This is a genomic window from Thauera aromatica (assembly GCF_023093595.1).
GTDB lineage: Bacteria > Pseudomonadota > Gammaproteobacteria > Burkholderiales > Rhodocyclaceae > Thauera > Thauera aromatica_A.
Genome location: NZ_JALLIK010000105.1, coordinates 116,720 through 140,385 on the forward strand (window position 1 = coordinate 116,720; position 23,666 = coordinate 140,385).

Here is a 23,666-nt window from a genome sequence, read left to right on the forward strand (position 1 = left end):
GCTCATGGCGTATTCCCGTGCGGCAATTGAAAGTCGGCCAGCGCGGGCACCACTGCCGCATCAATCAGCCCTGCCTCGCGCAGGCTGCGTACGGCACGCGCGTACATGTCGGGATCGATGCGGCCGGCTGCATCCGGTGCCGCACCGTCTACAAAAATTGCCGCCAGCACCGTTTTAAGCATCCAGCGCTCGTGAGCGCGATTTGTCACCACTCCGGCTTTTTCCGCCAACTCGAGCACCGTATCGAGCGTCTCTTCGGGGTGCTGGCGCGCATACTCCCAGCCACGCAGCGTCGCCTGCGACAGCGCATGCGCTGCTTGGGGATGACGCGCCGCCCAGTCCGCTCGCGCATAGAGGCCATCCTCGGGCATGCCAAGGCCGAAGTCGCGCATACGAAACACTGTCAGTCGGTCCGCATCGATGCCAGCGAGGTAGAGCCGGTTAAGCTCGTTGTACTCCATCGCCGCCGCCGCTACCACGCCGCGTTGTAAAAACAGTTGCACCGAGCCGTATTGCGGTATCCGCACTGGTGATGCGCCGTGCTTGCGCAAAAAAGCCTCATACGCCAGCGAAAAACTCCCCTGCCACAAACTCACCGGACGCCCGTTTAGATCTTCCGGCCGTTCGATCCCCATGTCTTTCCATGCCACCAAGGTGAGCAGCGAATGCTGAAAAAGCTGGGACAACTGCCTGAGCGACACTTGCGTCGCCGCCGTGTCCGCTGCACCGGCCTGTGCCGCCACAATCGCATCGGCCAGCATCAACGACCCGGCGTCGGCACTGCCGTCAGCCAGCATCGCCCGCGACGAACGCTCGATGTCGCCATGCAACAACGTAACGGCCAGCCCAGCTTCCCGGTAGAAGCCTTTCTTCTGTGCCATGTAATACCCGGCAAATTGGCTCTGCGGCTGCCATTGCAGGGCAAGCCGCACCGGCAATGTCGCCCACGCGGAGGAAGCGAACACTACTATCAGCAGAACGAACAGCGATACGCTTGGCGTGAGCAACAAGCGGGGAGAATGGAGCGACATGGGAGTGACGTCATCGGGAACGTTGATCAGGATCAATTAGAGCAAGGATCGGCGAAGGTCAAGGGTTCCGAAGGACAGACTCGGTGGACACCAGGAGACCCCGCTGTCCGTTGGGGCAACCTTGGGACAATGCGCACGCGATTTTCTCCAACTCGACGTGAATCGCCGCTGCAAAGCAAAACGCCCAAGTGACGGAATCACTTGGGCGTTTTGCTTGAATTGGTGGTCGGGGAAAGAGGATTCGAACCTCCGGCCCCTGCGTCCCGAACGCAGTGCTCTACCAGGCTGAGCTATTCCCCGACGTTGTCCTGCAGACCATCTTCTGCTCCGCGAGAGCCGACTACTATATCAGTGATTTCTCGCAACTGCAAAGTCCGATAATTGTAGCAGCGCATCCTTGAAAATGGAAGGGGGCAAGGTGGAAATCGCCTCGATCGCGAGTCGGGCTTCGGCTTGTGCGTAACGGCGGGTCTCCTCGAGCGCACCGGTGGCCCGAATCGCGCCGAGTACCGCGGCGAAATCGTCGCGACCGCCGTGCTCGATGGCGTTGCGCACCAGGGCGGCCTGCTCCGGCGTACCGCGCTGCATGACGTGGATCAGGGGCAAGGTGGGCTTGCCTTCGGCGAGGTCGTCGCCGAGGTGCTTGCCGGTATCGGCTTCGTCGGCGGAATAGTCGAGCACGTCGTCGATGAGCTGGAAAGCGGTGCCCAAGTGGGTGCCGAAAGCGGCGAGGCGCTCTTCCTGCTCTGCGCTCGCTCCCCCCAGAATGCCGCCCAGGCGCGCCGCGGCTTCGAACAGCTTGGCAGTCTTGTAGCGGATCACGCGCAGGTAATCGTCGACGACGACGTCGGCGTTATGGCAGTTGAGCAGTTGCAGCACTTCGCCTTCGGCAATGACGTTGGTTGCATCGGAAAGGACGCGCATCACGCGCATGTCTTCGACCCCGACCATCATCTGGAAGGCGCGCGAATAGAGGAAATCGCCGACCAGCACCGAAGCGGCGTTGCCGAACAAGGCGTTCGCAGTCTTGTTGCCACGGCGCAGTTCGGATTCGTCGACGACATCGTCGTGCAGCAGGGTCGCGGTATGGATGAACTCGACCACCGCCGCCAGTTCATGGTGCCGCGTGCCCCGGTAACCCATGGCTCCGGCAGTGAACAGCACCAGCGCCGGGCGTAGACGCTTTCCGCCGCTGTGGATGATGTACTCCGCCACCTGGCGGATCAGGACCACGTCCGAATAGAGACGGTTACGGATGACCGCATCCACCGCCTGCATGTCGGCGGCGATCGGCGCGAAAAGCTGCTTGGCGGACAAGGCGGGCACGCTCGCGGAAAAAGCGGAATGGTAGGTGTCGCGCGCGCGCGGCGTCAAGCGGCGGGAGCTTTGCGGCGAAGGCGGGCGTGAAACATGCTCAGCCGCCGTTGCGCGCGCGCATCACGGCGTTGTCGAGCGCTTCCTTGGCGGCCTTCTCGTCGGCCCACACCCCGGCCAGTTCCTCGTCGAGGATGCGCCGCACCTTCTGACGCTCGACCACGGGCTGGGCCGAAGACTGCGGCGTCGCCGGCTTGTGGGTGAGCTGGTCCACCGCCACGCGCACGTTCTCGAGGTCGTTGCCGAGCAGTTCGCTGCGCGAAGCCAGCAGGCCGGCGCGATTGAGCGGCAGGTAGCCCGTTTCACGCTGCCAGGCGACCTGATTCTCGGGTTGCAGCCAGAACGCGACGAAGCGCGCCACCGCCTTGTACTCCTGGGGCTTCTTGCCGGCCGCGGCCCACAGCGCGGGACCGTCGGCGACGGTGTTCTGCGGCGCCCCGGGAAAATCCTCGTAGTACGGCAGGCGCGAAACGCCGATATCGAGCTTGCCGGTGCGGCGGAAATCCACCCAGCTCGCCGAGGGTGCCGCGATCACGGCGCAGTCGCCGCTGGCGAAGCGCTGCTCGGCTTCGGCCTGGTGGCCGAAGACGTGCAGGTAGCGCGCCCGTGTCCAGCTCGCCATCATCGCCACGTGCTTGACCTGGAACATGCCGTTGAAGCTGGGCACGGGGGTTTTTCCGGCGACCGCGGCCACCGGCGCGTTATGCCAGGCGCTGAGGTTTTCCACCATCACGCGACCGGGTTCGGACACGGTGTACGGGCAGGTGTGCCCGGTATCGGCCAGACGCCCCAGGGTTTCCTGCAGTTCGAACCAGGTATCGACCCGGGTCGTGTCCGGATTCATGCCGGCACGGCGCAGCGCATCCCGATTGAGAAACAGCACCGGCGTGGACAGCCCGATCGGCAGGGCCAGCAAGCGCCCCTGGGTATCGACCGGAGTCCGCGTCATCATCGCCGGCGGGCGCAGGGTCTGCAGCGCCACTCCGCTTTCGCGCATCAGCGCATGCAGCGGCTTGAAACGCGGCTTGCCGGCGACGAAATCGTCTTCATCGTCGCCTTCGAGGATCAGCAGGTGCGGCGCGGCGCGGCGCCAGTCGGCTTGCGACAGGACGACGCGCACCTCCTTGGACTGGGCATTGAAACGCTCGACCAGACCGGCAAGAGCCGCCGCCCTAGTATCCGGCAGGCGGTGGAACAGTTCGATCTGCTGCGGCGGCGCGGCCGCGAGCGCGGGCAGCTGCACAGCCGCGGCAGCGCAGCCGAAAAAAACGCTGAACAGAAGTTTCAACCGCGTTGTATTCATGGGCTCGGCACGTATCGGCAAGGACCGGGGCGACGACCCCGGAAGCGGCGGAATTATAGTCGTGCCGGCGTCGCCCCGCGGACCACAGTTGTAACACGGCCGCGGGGAACGCGAGACGCTGCCGTTCAGGGCGCGGGATTGGTATGGAGCTGGTGGACGGCCTCGATTTCCCGGCACAATTCCTCGTCCGCCACGACCTCCCAGGCGTCAAGGTTTTCCGCGAGCTGGGCCATGGTCGTCGCGCCGACGATGGTGCTGGTCACGAACCAGCGTGAATAGACGAAGGCCAGCGCCAGCGCCGCCGGACTGAGTCCGCGGCGGCGCGCGAGTTCGACATAGGCGCGCACCGCCGGCAGCACGCCGGGCTTGGTGTAGCGTACGCCGAAGCGCTCGAACAGCGTGATCCGCCCGTGCGCGGCCGGATCGGCCAGATACTTGCCCGACAGGTGGCCGAAGGCCAGCGGCGAGTACGCCAGCATCCCCACCTTCTCGCGGTAGGTGATTTCGCTCAAGCCGTATTCGTAGACGCGGTTGAGCAGGCTGTACGAATTCTGTACCGTCGCCACCCGCGGCAGGCCCGATTCGCGCGCCACGCGCAGGAACTCCATCACTCCCCAAGGCTGCTCGTTCGACAACCCGATCTGCCTGACCTTGCCTTCTTCGACGAGCTCGGCGAGGACCTCGAGCTGAACCCGGATCGGCGTGCATGCGCGCTCGCGGGCGGGATCGAAGCTGCCCTGGCCGAACAGCGGCTGGTTGCGCTCGGGCCAGTGCAGCTGATAGAGATCGATGTAGTCGGTGCGCAACCGGCGCAAACTGCCTTCGACCGCGGCGCGGATGTTGGCGCGATCGAGTGCGGGCGGCCCGCTGCGGATCCAGTCCAGGCTGCGCGCCGGGCCGGTCACCTTGGTGGCGACGACGAGCTTGTCGCGCGGCTTGCGCGCGAGCCAGTTGCCGACGATCGACTCGGTGGCGCCGCAGGTTTCGGCGCGGGCCGGGACCGGGTACATCTCGGCGGTATCGATGAAGTTGATCCCGCGCTCGAAAGCATGGTCGAGCAGACGGTGGGCCTCGGCCTCACCGGCTTGCTCGCCGAAAGTCATCGTCCCCAGGCAGATCGCCGACACCTGCGGCCCCGCTTCACCGAGCGGACGGTACTGCATTTCACGCTTGTTCATGTGCTCTCCTGTTGTCGATCGATCGGCTGCAGCCCGCCGCCGGCCTGTTATGCGGCCGTTACGGCATGTCCCGGCGAAACGACCCGGAACACCGGCGTACTCGCCAGCTCTCGCGAGGCGGCTTATCATCCCGGCTTCCGGCCCGTCGCATCCCGACCGAAGGCCCAATCATACTTCAGCGCCTGCGCGCGCTCGCCCCGATGAACCAGCACACTCCCGCCGCCGGCCTGCACTGCGCCGGCCTGATCGGCTATTGCCGCGCCGGCTTCGAAAAGGAACTGGCCGCCGAACTCGACGATTTCGCCGCCGACGCCGGCCTCATCGGCCACCTCCACGCCGAGCCGAACACCGGCTTCGCGCTGTTCGAAACCTTCGAGCCGACCCCGCTCGGCGCTTTCGGCCAGGCCACCGACTGGCGCCGCGCCACCTTCGCCCGCCAGCTGCTGCCCTGGTTCGGCCGCATCGACGAGCTGCCCGAGCGCGACCGCGCCACCCCCATCGTCGCCGCGGTGAAAGCCTGCGGCCAGCGCTTTTCCGGCGTCATCCTGGAAACGCCGGACACCGACGAGGCCAAGCAGCGTTCGGGTTTTTGCAAGCGCTTCACCGAGCCGCTGACCAAGGCCCTGGAGAAGGCCGGCTGCCTGCGCACCAGCCGCACCGGGCTGCCGGTGCTGCATGTCGTATTCACCGACGCCGCCACCGCCTGGCTCGCCGCCGGCCAGCCGGGGCAGTGCGCACCGTGGCCGATGGGCATCCCCCGCCTGCGCATGCCGTCGAACGCCCCCAGCCGGTCCACGATGAAGCTCGCCGAAGCGTTCATGACCCTGCTCGACGACGGCGAGCGCGACACGATCCTGCGCGCCGGCCAGCGCGCCGTCGACCTCGGCGCCGCCCCCGGCGGCTGGACCTGGCAGCTGGTCGGCCGCGGTCTGCGCGTCACCGCGATCGACAACGGCCCGCTGCGCGACAGCGTGATGGCGACCGAGATGGTCGAACACCTGCGCGCCGACGGCTTCACCTGGCGACCCCAGCGGCCGGTGGACTGGATGGTGTGCGACATGGTCGAGCAGCCCTCGCGGATCGCCTCGCTGATGGCCGAATGGATCGCCACCGGGCGCTGCCGCTACACCATCTTCAACCTCAAGCTGCCGATGAAGCGCCGGCGCGAAGCGGTCGAGCAATGCCGCGAACTGATCCGCAAGCGCCTGGCCAGCGTCGGCCCCTTCGATCTACGCATCAAGCAGCTCTACCACGACCGCGAGGAAGTCACCGCCTTCCTCACCCTCAAGCGTTAGCCGGCGGCCGCCCCGCTGGCGCCGCGCCCTCACCGAACCCTCTGACCCGGAACGGTTTTGTGCGCCGTGTATAATCCGCCATTTCGCAATCTGGACGGCCGCGCCCGAGCCGCCCCCAACCGAAGGCACCCATGAGCTTCGCCGATCTCGGCCTCATTCCCGAACTGCTGCAGGCCGTCGCCGACGCCGGCTACACCGAGCCGACGCCGATCCAGCGCCAGGCCATTCCCACCGTCATCGCCGGCCACGACGTCATGGGCGGCGCACAGACCGGCACCGGCAAGACCGCCGGTTTCACCCTGCCGCTGCTGCACCGCATCGCCCGCCACGCCAATACCAGCACCTCGCCGGCGCGCCACCAGACGCGCGCGCTGATTCTCGCGCCCACGCGCGAGCTGGCGATGCAGGTATACGAGTCGGTCAAGACCTACAGCAAGCACCTGCCGCTGCGCTCGGTGTGTGTCTATGGCGGGGTCGACATCAAGCCCCAGCAGATGGAGTTGCGCCGCGGCATCGAAGTCGTGATCGCCACGCCGGGGCGCCTGCTCGATCACATCGAACAGAAGTCGATCAACCTCTCCCAGGTCGAAGTGCTGGTGCTCGACGAAGCCGACCGCATGCTCGACATGGGCTTCATTCCCGACATCAAGCGCATCCTCGCGCTGCTGCCGGCGCAGCGCCAGAGCCTGCTGTTCTCGGCGACCTTCTCGGACGAGATCAAGAAGCTCGCCGACCAGATGCTGAAGAACCCGCAACTGATCGAGGTCGCGCGCCGCAACATGGTGTCGGAGACGATCACCCACGTCGTGCATCCGGTGTCTTCGGGCATGAAGCGCAACCTGCTCGCCCACCTGCTGCGGCACAAGCCCGACACCCAGGCACTGGTCTTCGTCGATACCAAGATCGTCTGCGGACGCCTGGCCCACTTCCTCGAGCGCAGCGGCATCTCGGCCGACGCCATCCACGGCGACAAGAGCCAGCAGCAGCGCACCGAAACGCTCGAGGCGTTCAAAAGCGGCAAGCTGCGCGTGCTGGTCGCCACCGACGTCGCCGCGCGCGGCATCGACATCGACGAGCTGCCCTTCGTGATCAACTTCGAGCTGCCGCACACCGCCGAAGACTACGTACACCGCATCGGCCGCACCGGCCGCGCCGGCCACCAGGGCAATGCGATCTCGCTCGTCAGCTCGGAGGAAAAGCACTGGCTCGCCGAAATCCAGAAGCTGATCAAGTTCGAGATCCCGCAGGAAGTCGTGCCCGGCTTCGATCCGGAGCCCGAGTTCTTCGAGGCCGGCACCCGCAGCCAGCGCTCGCGCCGCCCGCCGGCAGAGCACGAACCCGGCGAACGCCCACGTGCCGCACGCGGCGGCTCCCGTGAGCGGGAAAGCGGCACACGCGAAAATACGCGCGGCAACCCGCGCCGCAACCGCTCGACGATCGCCGCCGACGGCTTCGATTTCAGCAAACCCTACCAGCCAACCAACCCCGCCGTTGCCGTGGAAACCAAGCCCGGCGCGATTTCACCGAACCCGCCGGAGCCGCTGCGCCGCAACCAGCGCCCGATCGCGGTGCTGCTCGGCGGCCTCGGTCGCAAGTAAGCCCGCCGGCGCCGACGGCATCGGGCGGCAAGCCCGGCCACGAAAGCCGGGCTTGCCGCCCGAGGTCCGATGCGGCCGCACTCCTCCCGGAGCGCGGCCGCCGGGTCAGGCCTCCAGCGCCTTGACGTGCTGGATGACTTCCCCGATCGCCTCCTGCGCGCTGCCGTACAGCATGCGGCAGTTGTCCTTGTAGAACAGCGCGTTCTCGATCCCCGAGTAGCCCGCGCCCTTGCCGCGCTTGACCACGATGACGTTCTGCGCCAGATCGGCGTTGAGGATCGGCATGCCGTAGATCGGGCTCGACTTGTCGGTACGTGCCACCGGGTTCACGACGTCGTTGGCGCCGATCACCAGCGCGACGTCGGCCTGGGCGAAGTCGGCGTTGATCTCCTCCAGATCGAAGATCTTGTCGTAGGGCACTCCGGCTTCGGCGAGCAGCACGTTCATGTGACCCGGCATGCGGCCGGCGACCGGATGGATCGCGAACGCCACCTCGACGCCGCCTTCTTCGAGCAGTTGCGCCATCTCCCACACTTTGTGCTGGGCGCCGGCCACCGCCATACCGTAGCCCGGCACGATGATGACTTTCTGCCCGTAGCGCATCAGCGCCGCCGCATCCATCGCGGAGAGCTCGCGCATCGTGCCTTCGACCGCCTCGCCGCCTTCAGCCGCGGCGCCGGTGAGCGGAGCGAAGATGATGTTGCGGATCGGCCGGTTCATCGCTTTCGCCATCAACTGGGTGAGCAGCATGCCCGAGGCGCCGACCACGATCCCGGCCACGATCAGCGCCGGGTTGCCGATGACGAAGCCCTTGAAGCCCACCGCCAGGCCGGTGAAGGCGTTCAGTAACGAGATCACCACCGGCATGTCGGCGCCGCCGATCGGCATCACCAGCACCGCCCCCAGCGCCAGCGCCAGGGCGAAGAAGAGGAAGATCTCGAAGCCGCCCGGGGCGCTCGAATAGGCCACCGTCAGGCCGATGCCGAACGTCGCCAGGGTCAGGAAGAAGTTGATGTTGTTCTGCTGCGGCAGACGGATCGCCTTCGTCATCAAGCCCTGCAGCTTGGCGAACGCCACGCACGAGCCGGAGAAGGCCACCGCGCCGATGATCGCCCCCAGCGCCAGCAGCGTCGACGTGACGCCGTCGTGGGGCACGCCGCGCACCAGCTCGATCGCCGCGATCCCCGCCGCGGCGCCGCCGCCCATGCCGTTGTAGATGGCGACCATCTGCGGCATGTCGGTCATCTTGACCACCTTGCCGCTGTACCAGGCGACACCGCCGCCGAGCACGATTGCCAGCACCATCAGGCCGATGTTGTGCAGCCCCGGCATGAAAAAGGTGACCACCGTCGCCCCGACCATCGCAAAGCCGGCCCACACGATGCCGCGGCGCGCGGTCACCGGCGAGGCCATCGCCTTCAGGCCGATGATGAACACCACCGCGACGATGAAATACGCCATGCTCACGAACCAGTTCGACGTCATTGCGCGCCTCCTTGCTTGCGGCCGCCGGCCTTGAACATGCCCAGCATCCGTTCGGTGACGATGTAACCGCCGGCGGCGTTGGCCGCGCCCAGGAATACGGCGACGAAACCGACTGCCAGTTGCACCGGGTCCTCCGGATCGGCATGGCCGAGCGCGACCATCGCCCCGATCAGGACCACGCCGTGCACGAAGTTCGAGCCCGACATCAGCGGCGTATGCAGGATCACCGGCACGCGCGAAATCACCTCGTACCCGGTGAATGCGGCCAGCATGAAAATGTACAGTGCGGTGAAGCCATCCATGGCTGAATCCTCCTTTACAGACCGAGCGCCTGCTTCACCCCGGGGTGGCGGATTTCGCCCGCGTGGGTGAGGCAGCTGCCGGAAATCACTTCGTCTTCCCAGTCGAGCGCCAGCGCGCCGTCGCGGATGAAGGGCGAAATGAAGTTGAACAGGTTTTTGGCGAGCATCTCCGAAGCGTGCACCGGCATGCGGCTGGGAATGTTGGTGGGGCCGATCACGAGTACGTCGTTGATCCACACCTTGTCGCCGGCCACCGTGCCTTCGACGTTGCCGCCGGTGTCAGCCGCCATATCGACGACCACCGCGCCGGGTTTCATGCGCGCGATCATGTCCGCGCCGATGATGCGCGGCGCCGGCCGCCCGGGCAGCGCCGCGGTGGTGATCAGGGCATCGCACTGCGCCACCGCCCTGGACAGGCGTTCGGCCTGCTTCGCTTTCTCCTCGTCGGTCAATTCCCGTGCATAGCCGCCGCTGCCCGCGGCCGCCACGCCGGTGTCGACGAACTTGGCGCCGAGCGATTCGACCTGCTCGCGCGTTTCCGGACGCACGTCGTAGGCCTCGACCATCGCCCCGATCCGGCGCGCGGTGGCGATCGCTTGCAGGCCGGCGACGCCGGCGCCGATCACCAGCACCTTGGCCGGACGGATGGTGCCTGCGGCGTAGGTCAGCATCGGGAAGAACTTCGGGCTGTGGTCGGCGGCGATCAGCGCGCATTCATAGCCCGCCACCGCGCCCTGGCTGGAGAGCACGTCCATGCTCTGCGCCCGCGAAATGCGCGGCAGCAGTTCGAGCGCGAACGCGGTGACCTGGCGTTCGGCGAGCTGGCGCGCGCGCTCGGCGCTCGCCCAGGGCTGCAGCAGGCCGAGCAGCACGCTGCCCGGCTTGAGCGCGGCGAGCGTGGCGGGCGCGGGCGGCTGCACGCAGAACACCACGTCGGCCTCGGCGCAGACCTCGTCGGCGCGGTCGACCAGCGTCACCTCGGCAAAGTCGGCATCGCGGAAGTGCGCAGGCAGGCCCGCGCCCTTCTGCATCACCACCCGGGCGCCAAGGCCCTGATACTTCTTGACCACATCCGGCACGACGGACAGGCGTCGCTCGCCGGGGTGGGTTTCCACCAGCACTCCGATGACCAGGGGCATGGACATCCTCCTCGCTCAAAAACGGCATCAAACCGGGTCGAAAGGCCGCGGCCCGGGGAACCGGGAAGCGGCAACGCCGCGCCGAAGGCCTTTGCAGCGGCATTCGAATCCGCTATTGGGCTCATCTTACCGGCATCCGCCGGCGGCGCAACCCGGCGCATCGGCGGGCAAATCGGCAGCGGGCGGATCGACCCGGACGGGATCGGCGCGGCAGTTGCGCCCCCCGCGCTCACTTCCTGCCGGGCGACGCCGGCGCAGGCGAGGACGGCGGAACGAGCTTGATGATCGCCAGCGAGAGGTTGTCGCCGCTCCCGCGTGCGCGCGCGCGGGCCTGGCCGATCAGGCGCTCGGCGGCGGCGCGGGGCGGCAGCTCGTGCAGGGTGGCGCCAAGCTCGGCGTCGTCGAAGTAGGCCCACACCCCGTCCGAACACAGCAGGAAGGCATCTCCCGCGAGCGGCGCTTCTTCGCGGCCATACGCGATCCGTGGCGCTCGCTCGCTGCCCAGACAGGACAGCAGCACGTTGCGCCGCGGATGCCAGAGCGCATCGGCGGCGTCCAGCCGCCCCTTGCGCTGCAGCTCGCCGACCAGCGAATGGTCGGCGCTGCGCGACACCAGGGACGGACCGCGGAAGTGGTAGAGGCGCGAATCGCCGCAATGCGCCCAGTAGGCTTTGCCCTGCTGCAGCAGGAACACCACCGCGGTGCTGTGCGGGTCCTGCTCGCTGGTGAAGCGGGTCAGCTTGATCACCAGGTGGGCCTCTTCGATGACGCTGGCAAGAAGGCTGTCGGGCGTCTCGTACAGCGGAGCGTAAGCTTCGAAATTCTGCCGGGCACGGATCAGCACCTGCTCGGCGGCCATCGCCCCGCCGCTATGGCCGCCCATCCCGTCGGCGAGCACCGCCAGCAGCGTGCCCGAGCGTTTCGGATGGGGGAAAAGGCCGACCCGGTCCTGTTGTTCCTCGCGGTCGCCACGGTGCAGGGCGACGCAGGTTTCAGCACTGAAAGGCATCGGCGGGATCGTGGGCAAGGGGTTGCGGAAAGGACGTCAGCGCATGATATCAATCCGGCAGGCCGTTCAGGCGCGCATCGATCAGCTCGATCCAGTGCCGCACCGGAGTCGCGGTCCCGGCCTGCAGGTGGCTGATGCAGCCGATGTTGGCCGAGGCGATCAGGCCGGCGCCGCCGGCCTCCAGCGCGTCGAGCTTGTTCGTGCGCAGGCGCGCGGCGAGCTCGGGCTGGAGCAGCGAGTACGTGCCGGCAGAGCCGCAGCACAGGTGGGCATCGCGCACCGGAGCCAGCTCGAATCCGGCCGCAGCGAGCAGGGCTTCCACCGTGCCGCGGATGCGCAGGCCATGCTGCAGGGTGCACGGTGCGTGCCAAGCGAGCGCACGCCGGGGCTGGGCGCGGGCGCCGAGCGCGGCCTGCAGCGCGGGGGCCTCGGCCGCCACCACTTCGCCGATGTCGCGCGCCAGCGCGCTCACCCGCAGCGCCTTGGCGGCGTAAGCGCCGTCCTGTTGCAGCAGATGGGCGTAATCCTTCACCTGCACGCCGCAGCCCGAGGCGGTGGTGACGACGGCCTCGACCCCGCCGCCCTCGATCGCCGGCCACCAGACGTCGATATTGCGCCTTGCATCGGCGCGTGCACCGTCGTGGTCGTCGAGGTGGAAACGCACCGCACCGCAGCACCCGGCGCCAGCCGCTTCCACCATCGAGATTCCCAGCGCATCGAGTACGCGCGCCGCGGCGGCGTTGATCGACGGCGCCATCGCCGGCTGCGCGCAGCCGGCGATGGCGAGCACCCGGCGCGCGTGGCGCAGCGCCGGCCGGGGGCCCGCCGGACGCCGGCGCGGGACCTTGTCCTGCAGCGTCTTCGGCAGCAACGGGCGCACGGCCTGGCCGGCCTTCATCGCCAGCCCGAACAGCTTCGGCCGCGGCACGAACTCGCGCAGGGCAAGGCGCATCAGCGCCTCTCCACCGCGGCGCGGCACCCGTTCATCGACGAGGCGGCGACCGATGTCGAGCAGACGGCTGTAGTGCACGCCCGAGGGGCAGGTGGTCTCGCAGGCGCGACAGGTCAGGCAGCGGTCGAGATGGAGCCGGGTGCGCTCGGTGACCTCGGCGCCTTCGAGCAGCTGCTTGATCAGGTAGATGCGTCCGCGCGGGCCGTCGAGTTCGTCGCCGAGCAGCTGGTAGGTCGGGCAGGTCGCGGTGCAAAAGCCGCAATGCACGCACTTGCGCAGGATCGCGTCGGCCTCGCGGCCGTCCGCGGTGTCGCGGATGAAATCGGCAAGCCGGGTCTGCATGCTCAGAAATCCTCGTAGAGGCGGCCGGGGTTGAACACGCCGGCAGGGTCGAACGCGTGCTTGAGACGGCGGTGGATCGCCGCCAGCGGGGCGGACAGCGGCTGGAACACCGCGCCGCCACGGTCGCCGCCGCGAAAGCACGTGGCATGGCCGCCGAGCGCCGCGGCGCGTGCGCGCACGGCGGCCGGCTCGGGCGTGCCGGCGAGCCAGCGCAGGCCGCCGCCCCATTCGATCAGCTGACGCCCGGGCAGCGCCAGCGCGGGCGCGGTGCTCGGCAGGGCCAGCCGCCACAGGGTCTCGCCCGCGGCGAGCGGGAAAGGTGCGGTGCGCTGTTCGCGCACGCCCTGCCACAGCGCCGCGGCCTCGGCCTCGCCCTCCACCTCACCGCCAAGACGGTCAGTGGCCGCGCGCACCGCAGCTTCGGCGCCCGACAGGCGCAGGTAGAGCACGCCTGCAGCCCAGCACGTCGCCGACACCGGCAAGGGCTGTCCACCCCATTCGTTGATGCGCGCGATCGCCTCCGCTTCGTCGAGTTCGAAACGCAGCGTACGCTCGGCAAAGGGCCGCGGCAGCACCTTCAGCGACACTTCGAGGATGATGCCCAAGGTGCCCAGGCTGCCCGCGATCAGGCGCGACAGATCGTAGCCGGCGACGTTCTTCATCACCTGGCCACCGAAGTTCAGCACCTCGCCGCGCCCGTCGAGGATCTTCACCCCGAGCACGAAATCGCGCACTGCGCCCGCGCTCGCCCGCCGCGGGCCGGCGAGTCCGGCAGCGACCGCGCCGCCCACCGTGGCGGCGGCACCGAAGTGCGGCGGCTCGCAGGCGAGGAACTGGCCCTGCCCGGCGAGCAAGGCCTCGAGTTCGGTCAGCGGCGTGCCGCCGCGCACCGTCACCACCAGTTCGGTGGGCTCGTAGCTCACCACGCCGGTGTTGGCGCGCAGATCGAAGATTTCCCCTGCCGGCGCCCGTCCGTAGAAATCCTTGGTACCGCCTGCGCGCAGACACAGCGCGCGCTTGTCCGCCACGGCCATGCGCACCCGCTCGCTCCATTCGCGCTCGATGGCGGTCATCGCCTCATTCATCGTCCACCTCGTCCCGCCGGATCAATCGGCCCAGGCCTGCGCCCGTTGCATTCCCATCCAATCGACACTGCCCGCCCGCCTTGCGCACACCCTCCCCCTCTCCGCCTTCCCGTCGCCAGTGCCCACCGCCAGGCGGCCCGTCGTCCTTTTCCTGCTCCGGCCGGCGGTGGGCACGCCCGCCGACCGTCCGCAGCGCCAGCCAGGCGCCGACCAGCGACATCACCGGCACCGCCACCAGCAGGAACTGCACCCAGCCCTTGTCCGCCATCGCCGTCCGCGCCGTCAGAAGCGCGGGATGTCCGGGTAGGGGACATGGTCGCGGCTCACCCGCATACGGCCGTATTCGGCGCAGCGGTTCAGGGTTGGAATCGCCTTGCCCGGGTTGAGCAGGCCGGGAGGGTCGAACGCGGCCTTGACGCGGAAGAATTGGCGCAGTTCGGCGGGGCCGAACTGGACGCACATCTGGTTGATCTTTTCCAGCCCGACGCCATGCTCGCCGGTGATGGTGCCGCCGAGCGCCACCGACAGTTCGAGGATTTCGGCGCCGAAGGCCTCGGCGCGCTCGAATTCGTCGGCCTGGTTGGCGTCGAAAAGGATCAGCGGATGCAGGTTGCCGTCGCCGGCATGGAATACGTTCATGCAGCGCAGCCGGTAGCGCTCTTCCATCTGCTGGATGGCCGTGAGCATCTCGCCCACGCGCTTGCGCGGGATGGTGCCGTCCATGCAGTAGTAGTCGGGCGAAATCCGCCCCGCGGCGGGGAAGGCCGCCTTGCGCCCGGCCCAGAACCTGAGCCGCTCGGCCTCCTCGCGCGACACGCGCAGCTCGGTGGCGCCGCTGTCCTCGAGCACCCGGCATACGCGCGCGACCTCCTCGGCCACTTCCTCGGCGGTGCCGTCGGCCTCGCACAGCAGGATGGCCTTGGCATCGAGCGGATAGCCGGCGTGCACAAACTCCTCCACCGCAGCGGTGGCGGGCTGATCCATCATCTCCAGCCCGGCGGGGATGATGCCGGCGGCGATGATGCGGGCCACCGCATCGCCGGCGCGCACCACGTCGTCGAAGGCGGCAAGCACGCACTGCGCGAACTGCGGCCGGGGCACCAGCTTCACCGTCACTTCGGTGAGCACCGCGAGCATGCCCTCCGAGCCGGTGAGCAGGGCAAGCAGGTCGTAGCCGGCACAGTCCGGCGCGTGGCTGCCGAGGTCGATGATCTCGCCTTCGATCGTGACCCCGCGCACGCGCAGCAGGTTGTGCACGGTCAGGCCGTACTTCAGGCAGTGCACGCCACCAGCGTTCTCGGCGACGTTGCCGCCGATCGTGCACGCGATCTGCGACGACGGATCGGGAGCGTAGTACAAGCCGTGCGCTGCGGCGGCCTCGGAAATCGCCAGGTTGCGCACTCCGGGCTGGACCACGGCGAGGCGCGCGAGCGGGTCGAGGTGGAGGATGCGATTGAAGCGCGCCAGCGACAGCAGCACGCCGCGGGTATGCGGCAGCGCCCCGCCCGACAACCCGGTCCCGGCGCCGCGCGCCACCACCGGCACGCCCAGCTGGTGACAGCTGCGCAGCACCGCCACAACCTGCTCCTCGGTACTCGGCAGCGCCACCACCAGCGGCAGCGCACGATAGGCGGCGAGGCCGTCGCATTCGTAGGGACGCAGATCCTCGGTGTCGTACATCAGGCTGCCCGGCGGCAGGATGCGCCCGAGCGCCTCGATCACGCGGACCTTGTCGACCGCGGAGAAATCGCCCTCGGTCTCGCCATACGCCAGGTCTTTCGCTGCAGCTTCCATCTCTCCCCTCCTTCTACCGCCCCGGACAGCCCCGCGCGGCCCGCCGATTCTAGACTGCGCCACGGCTGCCCGCCCTCGGTGAAAACCGCGATCCGGCGAAGCAGGACGATCGCCGGCGGTGCCGGGCAGGCCCCCCGCCTCGGGATCGGATCGGGGCCAGTTCAGGGCCGCCGCACCCGAAGCGTGGAATTTTCGAAGGATAAAAGGCTTTTCCTGCTACCGGGTTGATGGTTTTTTGCCCGCGGCTTGAAGAATCGTCAAGCCAGCACGTGCGCGAGCCAATCGACGAAAGCGGCGCACTCCCAGCGCTCGAGCGTGCCGGGCCGCCAGCAGAGGTAATGGCTGTGGGGCGAGGGCACCGAATGGGTGGACAGCGGCAGCAGGCGGCCACTGTCGAACCAGGCCGCACCGAGCTTGTGGCGCACGAGGGCGACACCGAAGCCGCTCGCGGCCGCGTCATAGACCAGGCCCAGGTCGTTGAACTGCGCACCGCCGGCGGGCTCCGCGCGGCTCACGCCGCAGCCGGCGAACCACGGCGCCCAGGGCTCGAGTGGCGTCTTCATCAGGCGCACGCGGACGAATTCGGCCTCGCAGGAAAAGCCGTCGAAGGGCCCGTGTTCATTCAGGTAACTCGGGCTGCAGGCCGGCGTGATCACGTCGCCGAGGACCCGCCGGTACTCGCGGTCGGGATAGCCTCCGGTACCGAAGCGGATTTCCAGGTCGGCTTCTTCGGCGGTGACATCGAGCAGCGGGATCGACACCTGCAGGGTCAGCTCGACATCCGGATAGGCAGCGCGAAACAGCTCGAGCCGCGGCATCAGCAACTGGCGCGAGAACGTGGGAGTGACTGCCACCCGCAACCGGGGCACGGCCGCGCGCCCGCCCTCCGCAGGCAACCGCCCGAGGGCGGCGAGGCCGGCGCATACGTTTTGCAGATAGTGCGCGCCGTCGCCGGTGAGGGTGAAGTCGTTGCGGGTAAACAGCTTCACCCCGAGCTGCGCCTCGAGCTGGCGGAGGCGGTGACTGACGGCGCTGACCGTGACGCACAGCTCGTCCGCCGCCCGGCTGGCGCTGCGCAGGCGGGCGACGGCCTCGAAAGTCACGAGGCACTGGATCGGCGGGATGTGGGTGAAGGCCATCTGAGCGCGGCGCCATGGTCATCGGGAATGGGACATTATGCGCTCCGGAGACAATCCGGCAGCACCCGGCACGAGCCCGGGACGGCTCGCAAGCCGCTGTTTCGCCATTGACTTTGCCCACCTTTCGGATTAGATTGCGCGATTCTTTGCAAACCCATCAACTGGAGCAACACCATGTACGCGGTGATAAAAACCGGTGGCAAGCAGTATCGCGTTGCCGCTGGCGAAAAGATCAAGGTAGAACAGATACCGGCCGACGTGGGTTCCGAAATCACCCTCGACCAGGTTTTCATGGTCGGCGAAGGCGAGTCCGTGAAGATCGGCACGCCGGTGGTGGCCGGGGCTTCCGTCAAGGCGACCGTGGTTTCGCACGGCCGCCACGACAAGATCAAGATTTTCAAGATGCGCCGCCGCAAGCACTACCAGAAGCACCAGGGGCATCGTCAGAACTACACCGAGCTTCGCATCGAAGCGATCTCGGCCTAAGCGCAGGGGGTAATCCGACATGGCACACAAAAAAGCTGGCGGCAGTTCGCGTAACGGCCGCGACTCGGAATCGAAACGCCTCGGCGTAAAGCGCTACGGTGGTCAGTTCGTGCTCGCCGGCAACATCATCGTTCGCCAGCGCGGCACCCAGTACCACCCGGGCGACAACGTCGGCGTGGGCAAGGACCACACCCTGTTCGCGCTCAAGGACGGCGTCGTCCAGTTCGCGGTCAAGGGCCCGTCCAAGCGCCGCACCGTGATCATCGTGCCCGAAGCGGCCTGATCTTCGCGCGCCGCGCTTTTGCAGTACAAAAGCCCTATCCTTGCGGTAGGGCTTTTTTGTTTTCCGAACTCTGCGTCCATGCGGGGTTCGACATTCAAGGTTGATCAGGCATGAAGTTTTTTGACGAAGCCCGCATCGAAGTCCTCGCCGGCGACGGCGGCAATGGCGTGGCCACTTTCCGCCGCGAAAAGTTCATCCCCAAGGGCGGCCCCAGCGGCGGCGACGGCGGACGCGGCGGCAGCGTGTACGCGGCGGCCGACCGCAACCTCAACACCCTGATCGACTACCGCTACACCCGGACCTTCCGCGCCGAGCGCGGCGAGAACGGCGGCAGCCGCGACTGCTACGGCAAGGGCGGCGACGACATCACGCTGCGCTTTCCGGTCGGCACGGTGATCAAGGACATGGACAGCGGCGAACTCGTCGCCGACCTCGACGAGGACGGCAAGATCGTGCTGATCGCCCGTGGCGGCCGCGGCGGACTGGGCAACATCCACTTCAAGTCCAGCGTTAACCGCGCCCCGCGCAAATGCACTCCGGGCCAGGAAGGCGAACGCCGCAACCTCCACCTGGAGCTGAAAGTGCTCGCCGATGTCGGTCTGCTGGGGATGCCCAACGCCGGCAAGTCCACCTTCATCCGCAGCGTCTCGGCAGCCAAGCCGAAAGTCGCCGACTATCCGTTCACCACCCTCGCCCCCAACCTCGGCGTGGTCCGCACCAGCGAAAATCGCAGCTTCGTCATCGCCGACATTCCCGGCCTGATCGAAGGCGCGGCCGAAGGCGCCGGCCTTGGCCACCAGTTCCTGCGCCACCTGCAGCGCACCCATGTGCTGCTGCACCTGGTCGACCTCGCGCCCTTCGACCCCGAAGCCGATCCGGTCGCGGACGCCAAGGCCATCGTCGAGGAGCTGCGCAAATACGACGAAGCGTTGTACGACAAGCCGCGCTGGCTGGCGCTCAACAAGCTCGACCTGATCCCGGAAGAAGAACGCGCCGAACGCGTCGCCGCCTTCCTCGAGGCCTATGGCCCGGTCGAGCGCCACTTCGAGATCTCGGCGCTGAAAGGCGAAGGCACAAGGCCCTTGATCTTCGCGATCCAGGACTTCCTCGACGCCGAACGCGCCCGCATCGACGCCGAACGCACCGAGCGCCAGGCCGCCGAAGCCGCCCGCCTGGCCGCAGCCGAGGCCGCGCGCGCAGCGGCCGACGCGGCCTACGAGGAAGAGGTGCAGGGCGACGATGAAAGCGACGACGCCCTGCCCGAAGACGAAGCAAAGGCCGGAGACGAACCGCGGTGATCGAAGAGGCCCGCGCAGCGCTTCCCCCGTTCGCCCGAAAGCGCTGAAACCCGGCCGCAGGGCCGCGGCCGGCGCGCGCCCCCGACAGATATCATCGCTGCCGGTACGCGCGGCCATGGCGGCCGCCCCCACTGAAAAGGATTGTTGACCTGAGTCCGCTGGAAAGATGAGAACCAAGATCCGCAACGCCCGCCGCCTCGTGGTGAAGGTCGGCAGCGCGCTCGTCACCAACAACGGTGCCGGCCTCGACAAGGACGCGCTCGGCGCCTGGGCACGCCAGATCGCCGCGCTGCACGCCGAGGGACGGCAGGTGGTGCTGGTATCCTCGGGGGCGATCGCCGCCGGGATGCAGCGCCTGGGGTGGTCGAAGCGCCCGCACGAGATGCACCAGCTGCAGGCCGCCGCCGCGGTCGGCCAGATGGGCCTCGTCGAAGCCTACGAAAAGGCCTTTTCGGGCCATGGCCTGCACACCGCGCAGATCCTGCTGACGCACGAGGATCTCGCCGATCGCACCCGTTACCTGAACGCGCGCAGCACGCTGACCACCCTGCTCGCGCTCGGGGTGGTGCCGATCATCAACGAGAACGACACCGTGGTCACCGACGAGATCAAGTTCGGCGACAACGACACCCTCGGCGCGCTCGTCGCCAACCTGATCGAGGCCGAAGCGCTGATCATCCTCACCGACCAGCAGGGCCTGTACACCGCCGATCCGCGCAGCGATCCGGCCGCCACGCTGATCTCCGAAGGCCGCGCCGAAGACCGCCGCTACGAGGCGATGGCGGGCGGTGCCGGCACCGGCATCAGCCGTGGCGGCATGATCACCAAGATCCGCGCGGCCCAGCGCGCCGCACGCAGCGGCGCCCACACCTGCATCGCCAGCGGCCGCGAGCGCGACCCGCTGTTGCGCCTGGCCGCGGGCGAAGCGCTCGGCACCCTGCTCTACGCCAGCAGCACGCCGCTGCAGGCGCGCAAGCAGTGGCTCGCCGATCACCTCCAGCTCGCCGGGGACCTGGTCCTCGACGACGGTGCCGCCGCCGCCCTGAAGAGCGGGCGCAGCCTGCTCGCGGTCGGCGTCATCGAGGTGCGCGGCGACTTCGAACGCGGCGCCGCGGTGGCCTGCCGCACGCTCGGCGGCGAGGAGGTGGCGCGCGGACTGGTGAACTACTCAGCCTCGGAATGCCGCCGCATCGCGCGCCGGCCGAGCGCCGAAATCGAGAAACTGCTCGGCTACATCGACGAACCGGAGCTGATCCACCGCGACAACATGGTCTGTCGCTGAGGCCGCGCGCGGCATTCCGGCCGGCCTTGCTGCACCGCGCGCGCCCGCAGCCGGCACGGATGTCCGCGCCGCGGGCGGGATGAGCCGCAGCATGCCGGCAACCGACGCCGGCGCGCTGCGAACGGCGCGCGCTCAGCTCTTGAGCGCGACCCTGATCTGCTCCAGCGTACCCGGATCGTCGATCGTGGTGAGGTCGCCGGCGTCACGCCCTTCGGCCAGTGCCTGGATCGAGCGGCGCAGCATCTTGCCCGAGCGCGTCTTGGGCAGGCCGTTGATGAAATGCACCCGGCCGGGACGGGCGATCGCACCGAGCACCGCGTCGACCTTCTTCATCACGTCCTTCTCGAGCGCGGCACGCTTTTCGGCGGTGTCGACCGCCGCCGCGTCCTTCGCCACCGCGAACGCCATCGGCATCTGGCCCTTGACCTCGTCGGCGACTCCGACCACCGCCACCTCGGCGATCGCCGGGTGCATCTGCACCGCCTCCTCGATCTCGCGCGTGCCCAGCCGGTGGCCGGCGACGTTGATGACGTCGTCCATGCGTCCGAGGATGCTGTGGTAGCCCTTGTCGTCCTTGATTCCCCAGTCCGACGAGGAATACACCACCGGCTCCTTGAACACGCTGAAGTAAGTGGACACGAAGCGCTCGTCCTGGCCCCACACCGTCGACAGGCAGCCCGGCGGCAGCGGCGGCACGACACCGACGATGCCTTTCTCGTTGGCGCCGCACTCCCTTCCATCCTCGCGGAAGAGGCGCAGGTCGTAGCCGAACACCGGGAAGGCGGGTGAGCCGAGCTTGATCGGACTGTCCTCGACGCCGCGGCAGATCGCCAGCATCGGCCAGCCGGTCTCGGTCTGCCAGTAGTTGTCGATCACCGGGATGCCCAGCGCGTCCATGATCCACCGGTGGCTGGTCTCGTCGAGCGGCTCGCCGGCAAGGAACAGGTGCTTGAGCGAGGACAGGTCGTACTTCTTGAGCCAGGCCGGGTCCTGCTTCTTCAACACGCGCACCGCGGTCGGCGCCGAGAACATCACATCGACCTTGTACTTCTCGACGATCTGCCACCAGATTCCGGGGTCGGGGCGCAGCGGCGTGCCTTCGTACATCACCGTCGCCATGCCGGCGATGAGCGGGCCGTAGATGATGTAGCTGTGGCCGACCACCCAGCCGATGTCCGAGGTCGTGAACATCGTCTCGCCTTCGCCACCAGTGTAGATGTGCTTCATCGACGCCGCCAGCGCCACGCAGTAGCCGCCGGTGTCACGCTGCACGCCCTTGGGCTTGCCGGTGGTGCCGGAGGTGTACAGGATGTAGCTCGGCTCGGACGACTCCACCCAGGTCACCGGCACCCGGGCATCGAGGTGCTTGGCGCGCAGTTCGGCGTAATCGACGTCGCGCCCGTCGACGCGGGAAAAGTTCTTGTCGAGGCCGCGGTCGATGATCAGCACCTTCTGCGGCGGGTGCTCGGCCAGGCTGCAGGCCTCGTCGACCAGATGCTTGTAGGGCACCGGCTTGCCGTTGCGCATCCCGGCATCGGCGCTCACCATCAATGCCGGTTTGGCGTCATCGATGCGGGTCGCGAGCGAGCCCGCGGCGAAGCCGCCGAACACCACCGAATGGATCGCGCCGATGCGCGCGCAGGCGAGCATTGCGAACGCGGCCTCGGCGATCATCGGCATGTAGATCAGCACCCGGTCGCCACGCCGGACACCGAGCGCCAGGTAGATCGCCGCCATGCGCTCGACCTCGCGCTGCAGCTCGGCGAAGGAATAGATCTTTTCCTCGCCGGTTTCGGTGGAAACGTAGATCAGCGCACGGTCGTTCGGGCGCTTCGCGGCGTGACGGTCGACCGCGTTGTAGCACAGATTGGTCTCTCCCCCCTTGAACCACTTGACGAACGGCGGGTGGGAAAAATCGCAGATCTGCTCGGCGGGTTTGTTCCAATGCACGAGCGCGGCCTGTTCGGCCCAGAATTCGTCGCGCTGGTCGATGGAACGGCGGTGGAACTGCTGGTAATCGGTCATTGCTTCCTCTCCAATCAATGAACCTGTATTGCCATGACGTGACGTCTGCGCCGCTGCGCCGGGACAGCGCGGCGGCACCTGCCGTCACTACGTGCGGACGAGGGAAGCCCCTCCCCGCATGTCCGCCGCCGTTGCCGGATCGATTTATGGAATAGTTGGAACAGCCCGTTCCGGGCGCGGGCGGCGATCGTGCGATTCTACCAAGCGCCGCCGCCGATCAGGCGCCGATCCGCACTACGGTGCGGCCCTTGATCCGGCCCTGGATGTAGTCGTCGAACGCGCCCGGCAGCGCGTCGAAATCGATCGTGCGCGTCACCGCGGCCAGATGGCGCGGTTTCAGGTCGCGGCCCAGCCGCTCCCACACGCGCAGCCGGGTGGGAAAGCTCATGTAGCCGGAGTCGATGCCGAGCAGGCTGACTCCGCGCAGGATGAAGGGGAAGACCGTGGTGTGGAGATCGAAGCTCGCCGCGTTGCCGATGCTGGCCACGGTCCCGGCCTGCTTCATCGTCGCCAGCACCCAGTGCAGGATCGGCCCTCCGACGTTATCGATCGCCCCCGCCCACTGCGCCGCCTCGAGCGGGCGCACCTTGTCGAAATCGATCTCCGCGCGCAGCCGCACCTCGGCCGCCCCCAGCCCCCGCAGGTAGTCGACTTCGGACGCTTTTCCGGTCAGCGCGGCGACGTGGTAGCCGAGCTGCGCCAGCATGTCGATGGCCAGGCCGCCGACCCCGCCGGTGGCGCCGGTGACGACCACCGGGCCGTTGGCCGGGGCCAGCCCGTTGTGTTCCATGCGCACGATGCCGAGCGCGGCGGTGAAGCCGGCCGTGCCCAGCGCCATCGCCTCGAACAGGTCCAGCCCGGCCGGCAGCGGCACGACCCAGGCCGCCGGCACACGGGCGTATTCGGCGTAGCCGCCGTGGTGCGCCACCCCCAGATCGAAGCTGGTGACGACGACCTTGTCGCCGGGACGAAAGCGGGCGTCGGCGCTATCGACCACTTCGCCGGCCAGATCGATGCCGCCGACGCAGGGGAAGCGGCGGATGATCTTGCCCGCGCCGGTGGCGGCGAGGGCGTCCTTGTAGTTGATGCTCGAATAATGGACGCGAATGCCGACCTCGCCGGCGTCGAGCTGCCCGGCGGTCAGTGTCGTCATGCGGCTGACGATCTTGCGGTTCTCATCCTGATCGATGACGAAGGCCTTGAACGGGCTCATGCGGGCAGTCTCCTCGGTGGGGAAATCGTCGTAGGCCGGGACACGGCCCTGAA

Annotated in this window: 21 protein-coding genes and 1 tRNA gene; 6 read left to right on the forward strand and 16 right to left on the reverse strand. The window is 68.0% G+C overall.

Annotation, left to right across the window (positions count from 1 at the left end; translation table 11 throughout):
• Positions 1–2: 2 nt before the first annotated feature.
• The 5 genes from MXC99_RS11760 to MXC99_RS11780 all read right to left on the reverse strand — a co-directional run bounded on the left by MXC99_RS11760 (position 3) and on the right by MXC99_RS11780 (position 4,871).
• A complete protein-coding gene (locus MXC99_RS11760) occupies positions 3–1,067 on the reverse strand; it encodes an ABC transporter substrate-binding protein (protein ID WP_247725640.1) in 1,065 nt (354 codons plus the stop codon).
• Between the two features lie 187 nt (positions 1,068–1,254).
• Positions 1,255–1,331: transfer RNA gene (locus MXC99_RS11765), tRNA-Pro, on the reverse strand.
• A 48-nt stretch (positions 1,332–1,379) separates the two neighbouring features.
• Entirely contained in the window at positions 1,380–2,348 is a 969-nt protein-coding gene (ispB, locus tag MXC99_RS11770; protein WP_247725667.1) for an octaprenyl diphosphate synthase, read from the reverse strand.
• Between the two features lie 97 nt (positions 2,349–2,445).
• Positions 2,446–3,708 (reverse strand): extracellular solute-binding protein, encoded by a 1,263-nt coding sequence (locus MXC99_RS11775; RefSeq protein WP_247725641.1) that lies wholly within the window; start codon positions 3,706–3,708, stop codon positions 2,446–2,448.
• A 125-nt stretch (positions 3,709–3,833) separates the two neighbouring features.
• The gene (locus MXC99_RS11780) at positions 3,834–4,871 is read right to left on the reverse strand and encodes an aldo/keto reductase (protein ID WP_247725668.1); all 1,038 of its coding nucleotides are present in this window, start codon (positions 4,869–4,871) and stop codon (positions 3,834–3,836) included.
• 215 nt (positions 4,872–5,086) lie between these two features.
• On the opposite strand from MXC99_RS11780, the gene rlmM reads away from it, so the two are divergent.
• Both rlmM and MXC99_RS11790 read left to right on the forward strand, forming a co-directional pair.
• Entirely contained in the window at positions 5,087–6,181 is a 1,095-nt protein-coding gene (gene rlmM, locus MXC99_RS11785; RefSeq protein WP_247725642.1) for a 23S rRNA (cytidine(2498)-2'-O)-methyltransferase RlmM, read from the forward strand.
• Positions 6,182–6,312: 131 nt separating this feature from the next.
• The gene (locus tag MXC99_RS11790) at positions 6,313–7,779 is read left to right on the forward strand and encodes a DEAD/DEAH box helicase (protein WP_247725643.1); all 1,467 of its coding nucleotides are present in this window, start codon (positions 6,313–6,315) and stop codon (positions 7,777–7,779) included.
• A 105-nt stretch (positions 7,780–7,884) separates the two neighbouring features.
• On the opposite strand, the gene MXC99_RS11795 is transcribed toward MXC99_RS11790, so the two are convergent.
• The 9 genes from MXC99_RS11795 to MXC99_RS11835 form a co-directional block, all read right to left on the reverse strand.
• Complete coding sequence (locus MXC99_RS11795; protein ID WP_247725644.1) at positions 7,885–9,264, reverse strand: NAD(P)(+) transhydrogenase (Re/Si-specific) subunit beta; 1,380 nt, start codon at positions 9,262–9,264, stop codon at positions 7,885–7,887.
• Positions 9,261–9,566: an NAD(P) transhydrogenase subunit alpha gene (locus tag MXC99_RS11800; protein ID WP_247725645.1), complete on the reverse strand. Its 306-nt coding sequence runs from the start codon at positions 9,564–9,566 to the stop codon at positions 9,261–9,263. The genes MXC99_RS11795 and MXC99_RS11800 overlap by 4 nt, the downstream gene beginning before the upstream one ends.
• A gap of 14 nt (positions 9,567–9,580) precedes the next feature.
• A complete protein-coding gene (locus MXC99_RS11805) occupies positions 9,581–10,705 on the reverse strand; it encodes an NAD(P) transhydrogenase subunit alpha (RefSeq protein WP_247725646.1) in 1,125 nt (374 codons plus the stop codon).
• A gap of 229 nt (positions 10,706–10,934) precedes the next feature.
• A complete protein-coding gene (locus MXC99_RS11810) occupies positions 10,935–11,714 on the reverse strand; it encodes a PP2C family protein-serine/threonine phosphatase (RefSeq protein ID WP_247725647.1) in 780 nt (259 codons plus the stop codon).
• 49 nt (positions 11,715–11,763) lie between these two features.
• Positions 11,764–13,008 carry a glycolate oxidase subunit GlcF gene (gene glcF / locus MXC99_RS11815; RefSeq protein ID WP_247725648.1) on the reverse strand — a complete coding sequence of 415 codons (1,245 nt, stop codon included), beginning with the start codon at positions 13,006–13,008 and terminating at the stop codon, positions 11,764–11,766.
• 2 nt (positions 13,009–13,010) lie between these two features.
• A complete protein-coding gene (gene glcE, locus MXC99_RS11820) occupies positions 13,011–14,081 on the reverse strand; it encodes a glycolate oxidase subunit GlcE (protein ID WP_247725669.1) in 1,071 nt (356 codons plus the stop codon).
• Positions 14,082–14,085: 4 nt separating this feature from the next.
• A complete protein-coding gene (locus tag MXC99_RS11825) occupies positions 14,086–14,361 on the reverse strand; it encodes a hypothetical protein (protein WP_247725649.1) in 276 nt (91 codons plus the stop codon).
• 14 nt (positions 14,362–14,375) lie between these two features.
• A complete protein-coding gene (locus MXC99_RS11830; RefSeq protein WP_247725650.1) occupies positions 14,376–15,887 on the reverse strand; it encodes an FAD-linked oxidase C-terminal domain-containing protein in 1,512 nt (503 codons plus the stop codon).
• A gap of 257 nt (positions 15,888–16,144) precedes the next feature.
• The gene (locus tag MXC99_RS11835) at positions 16,145–17,026 is read right to left on the reverse strand and encodes a LysR substrate-binding domain-containing protein (RefSeq protein WP_247725651.1); all 882 of its coding nucleotides are present in this window, start codon (positions 17,024–17,026) and stop codon (positions 16,145–16,147) included.
• 174 nt (positions 17,027–17,200) lie between these two features.
• On the opposite strand from MXC99_RS11835, the gene rplU reads away from it, so the two are divergent.
• The 4 genes from rplU (at position 17,201) to proB (ending at position 20,375) form a co-directional block, all read left to right on the forward strand.
• Positions 17,201–17,512 carry a 50S ribosomal protein L21 gene (gene rplU, locus MXC99_RS11840; protein ID WP_068637126.1) on the forward strand — a complete coding sequence of 104 codons (312 nt, stop codon included), beginning with the start codon at positions 17,201–17,203 and terminating at the stop codon, positions 17,510–17,512.
• Between the two features lie 19 nt (positions 17,513–17,531).
• The gene (gene rpmA / locus MXC99_RS11845; protein ID WP_247725652.1) at positions 17,532–17,795 is read left to right on the forward strand and encodes a 50S ribosomal protein L27; all 264 of its coding nucleotides are present in this window, start codon (positions 17,532–17,534) and stop codon (positions 17,793–17,795) included.
• A gap of 110 nt (positions 17,796–17,905) precedes the next feature.
• A complete protein-coding gene (gene cgtA / locus MXC99_RS11850; RefSeq protein WP_247725653.1) occupies positions 17,906–19,093 on the forward strand; it encodes an Obg family GTPase CgtA in 1,188 nt (395 codons plus the stop codon).
• 166 nt (positions 19,094–19,259) lie between these two features.
• Positions 19,260–20,375 (forward strand): glutamate 5-kinase, encoded by a 1,116-nt coding sequence (proB, locus tag MXC99_RS11855; RefSeq protein WP_247725654.1) that lies wholly within the window; start codon positions 19,260–19,262, stop codon positions 20,373–20,375.
• A gap of 132 nt (positions 20,376–20,507) precedes the next feature.
• On the opposite strand, the gene MXC99_RS11860 is transcribed toward proB, so the two are convergent.
• Together MXC99_RS11860 and MXC99_RS11865 are read right to left on the reverse strand one after the other, a co-directional pair.
• Positions 20,508–22,400: a propionate--CoA ligase gene (locus MXC99_RS11860; protein WP_247725655.1), complete on the reverse strand. Its 1,893-nt coding sequence runs from the start codon at positions 22,398–22,400 to the stop codon at positions 20,508–20,510.
• A 217-nt stretch (positions 22,401–22,617) separates the two neighbouring features.
• On the reverse strand, positions 22,618–23,613 hold the full coding sequence (locus MXC99_RS11865; protein WP_247725656.1) for an oxidoreductase: 996 nt from the start codon (positions 23,611–23,613) through the stop codon (positions 22,618–22,620).
• Positions 23,614–23,666: the final 53 nt, after the last annotated feature.

Coding starts and splice junctions, on each gene's coding strand:
- MXC99_RS11775 (WP_247725641.1), bottom strand. CDS start 3,708: ATGAATACAACGCGGTTGAAACTTCTGTTCAGCGTTTTTTTCGGCTGC.
- MXC99_RS11780 (WP_247725668.1), bottom strand. CDS start 4,871: ATGCAGTACCGTCCGCTCGGTGAAGCGGGGCCGCAGGTGTCGGCGATC.
- rlmM (WP_247725642.1), top strand. CDS start 5,087: ATGAACCAGCACACTCCCGCCGCCGGCCTGCACTGCGCCGGCCTGATC.
- MXC99_RS11790 (WP_247725643.1), top strand. CDS start 6,313: ATGAGCTTCGCCGATCTCGGCCTCATTCCCGAACTGCTGCAGGCCGTC.
- MXC99_RS11795 (WP_247725644.1), bottom strand. CDS start 9,264: ATGACGTCGAACTGGTTCGTGAGCATGGCGTATTTCATCGTCGCGGTG.
- MXC99_RS11800 (WP_247725645.1), bottom strand. CDS start 9,566: ATGGATGGCTTCACCGCACTGTACATTTTCATGCTGGCCGCATTCACC.
- MXC99_RS11805 (WP_247725646.1), bottom strand. CDS start 10,705: ATGCCCCTGGTCATCGGAGTGCTGGTGGAAACCCACCCCGGCGAGCGA.
- MXC99_RS11810 (WP_247725647.1), bottom strand. CDS start 11,714: ATGCCTTTCAGTGCTGAAACCTGCGTCGCCCTGCACCGTGGCGACCGC.
- glcF (WP_247725648.1), bottom strand. CDS start 13,008: ATGCAGACCCGGCTTGCCGATTTCATCCGCGACACCGCGGACGGCCGC.
- glcE (WP_247725669.1), bottom strand. CDS start 14,081: ATGACCGCCATCGAGCGCGAATGGAGCGAGCGGGTGCGCATGGCCGTG.
- MXC99_RS11825 (WP_247725649.1), bottom strand. CDS start 14,361: ATGGCGGACAAGGGCTGGGTGCAGTTCCTGCTGGTGGCGGTGCCGGTG.
- MXC99_RS11830 (WP_247725650.1), bottom strand. CDS start 15,887: ATGGAAGCTGCAGCGAAAGACCTGGCGTATGGCGAGACCGAGGGCGAT.
- MXC99_RS11835 (WP_247725651.1), bottom strand. CDS start 17,026: ATGGCCTTCACCCACATCCCGCCGATCCAGTGCCTCGTGACTTTCGAG.
- rplU (WP_068637126.1), top strand. CDS start 17,201: ATGTACGCGGTGATAAAAACCGGTGGCAAGCAGTATCGCGTTGCCGCT.
- rpmA (WP_247725652.1), top strand. CDS start 17,532: ATGGCACACAAAAAAGCTGGCGGCAGTTCGCGTAACGGCCGCGACTCG.
- cgtA (WP_247725653.1), top strand. CDS start 17,906: ATGAAGTTTTTTGACGAAGCCCGCATCGAAGTCCTCGCCGGCGACGGC.
- proB (WP_247725654.1), top strand. CDS start 19,260: ATGAGAACCAAGATCCGCAACGCCCGCCGCCTCGTGGTGAAGGTCGGC.
- MXC99_RS11860 (WP_247725655.1), bottom strand. CDS start 22,400: ATGACCGATTACCAGCAGTTCCACCGCCGTTCCATCGACCAGCGCGAC.
- MXC99_RS11865 (WP_247725656.1), bottom strand. CDS start 23,613: ATGAGCCCGTTCAAGGCCTTCGTCATCGATCAGGATGAGAACCGCAAG.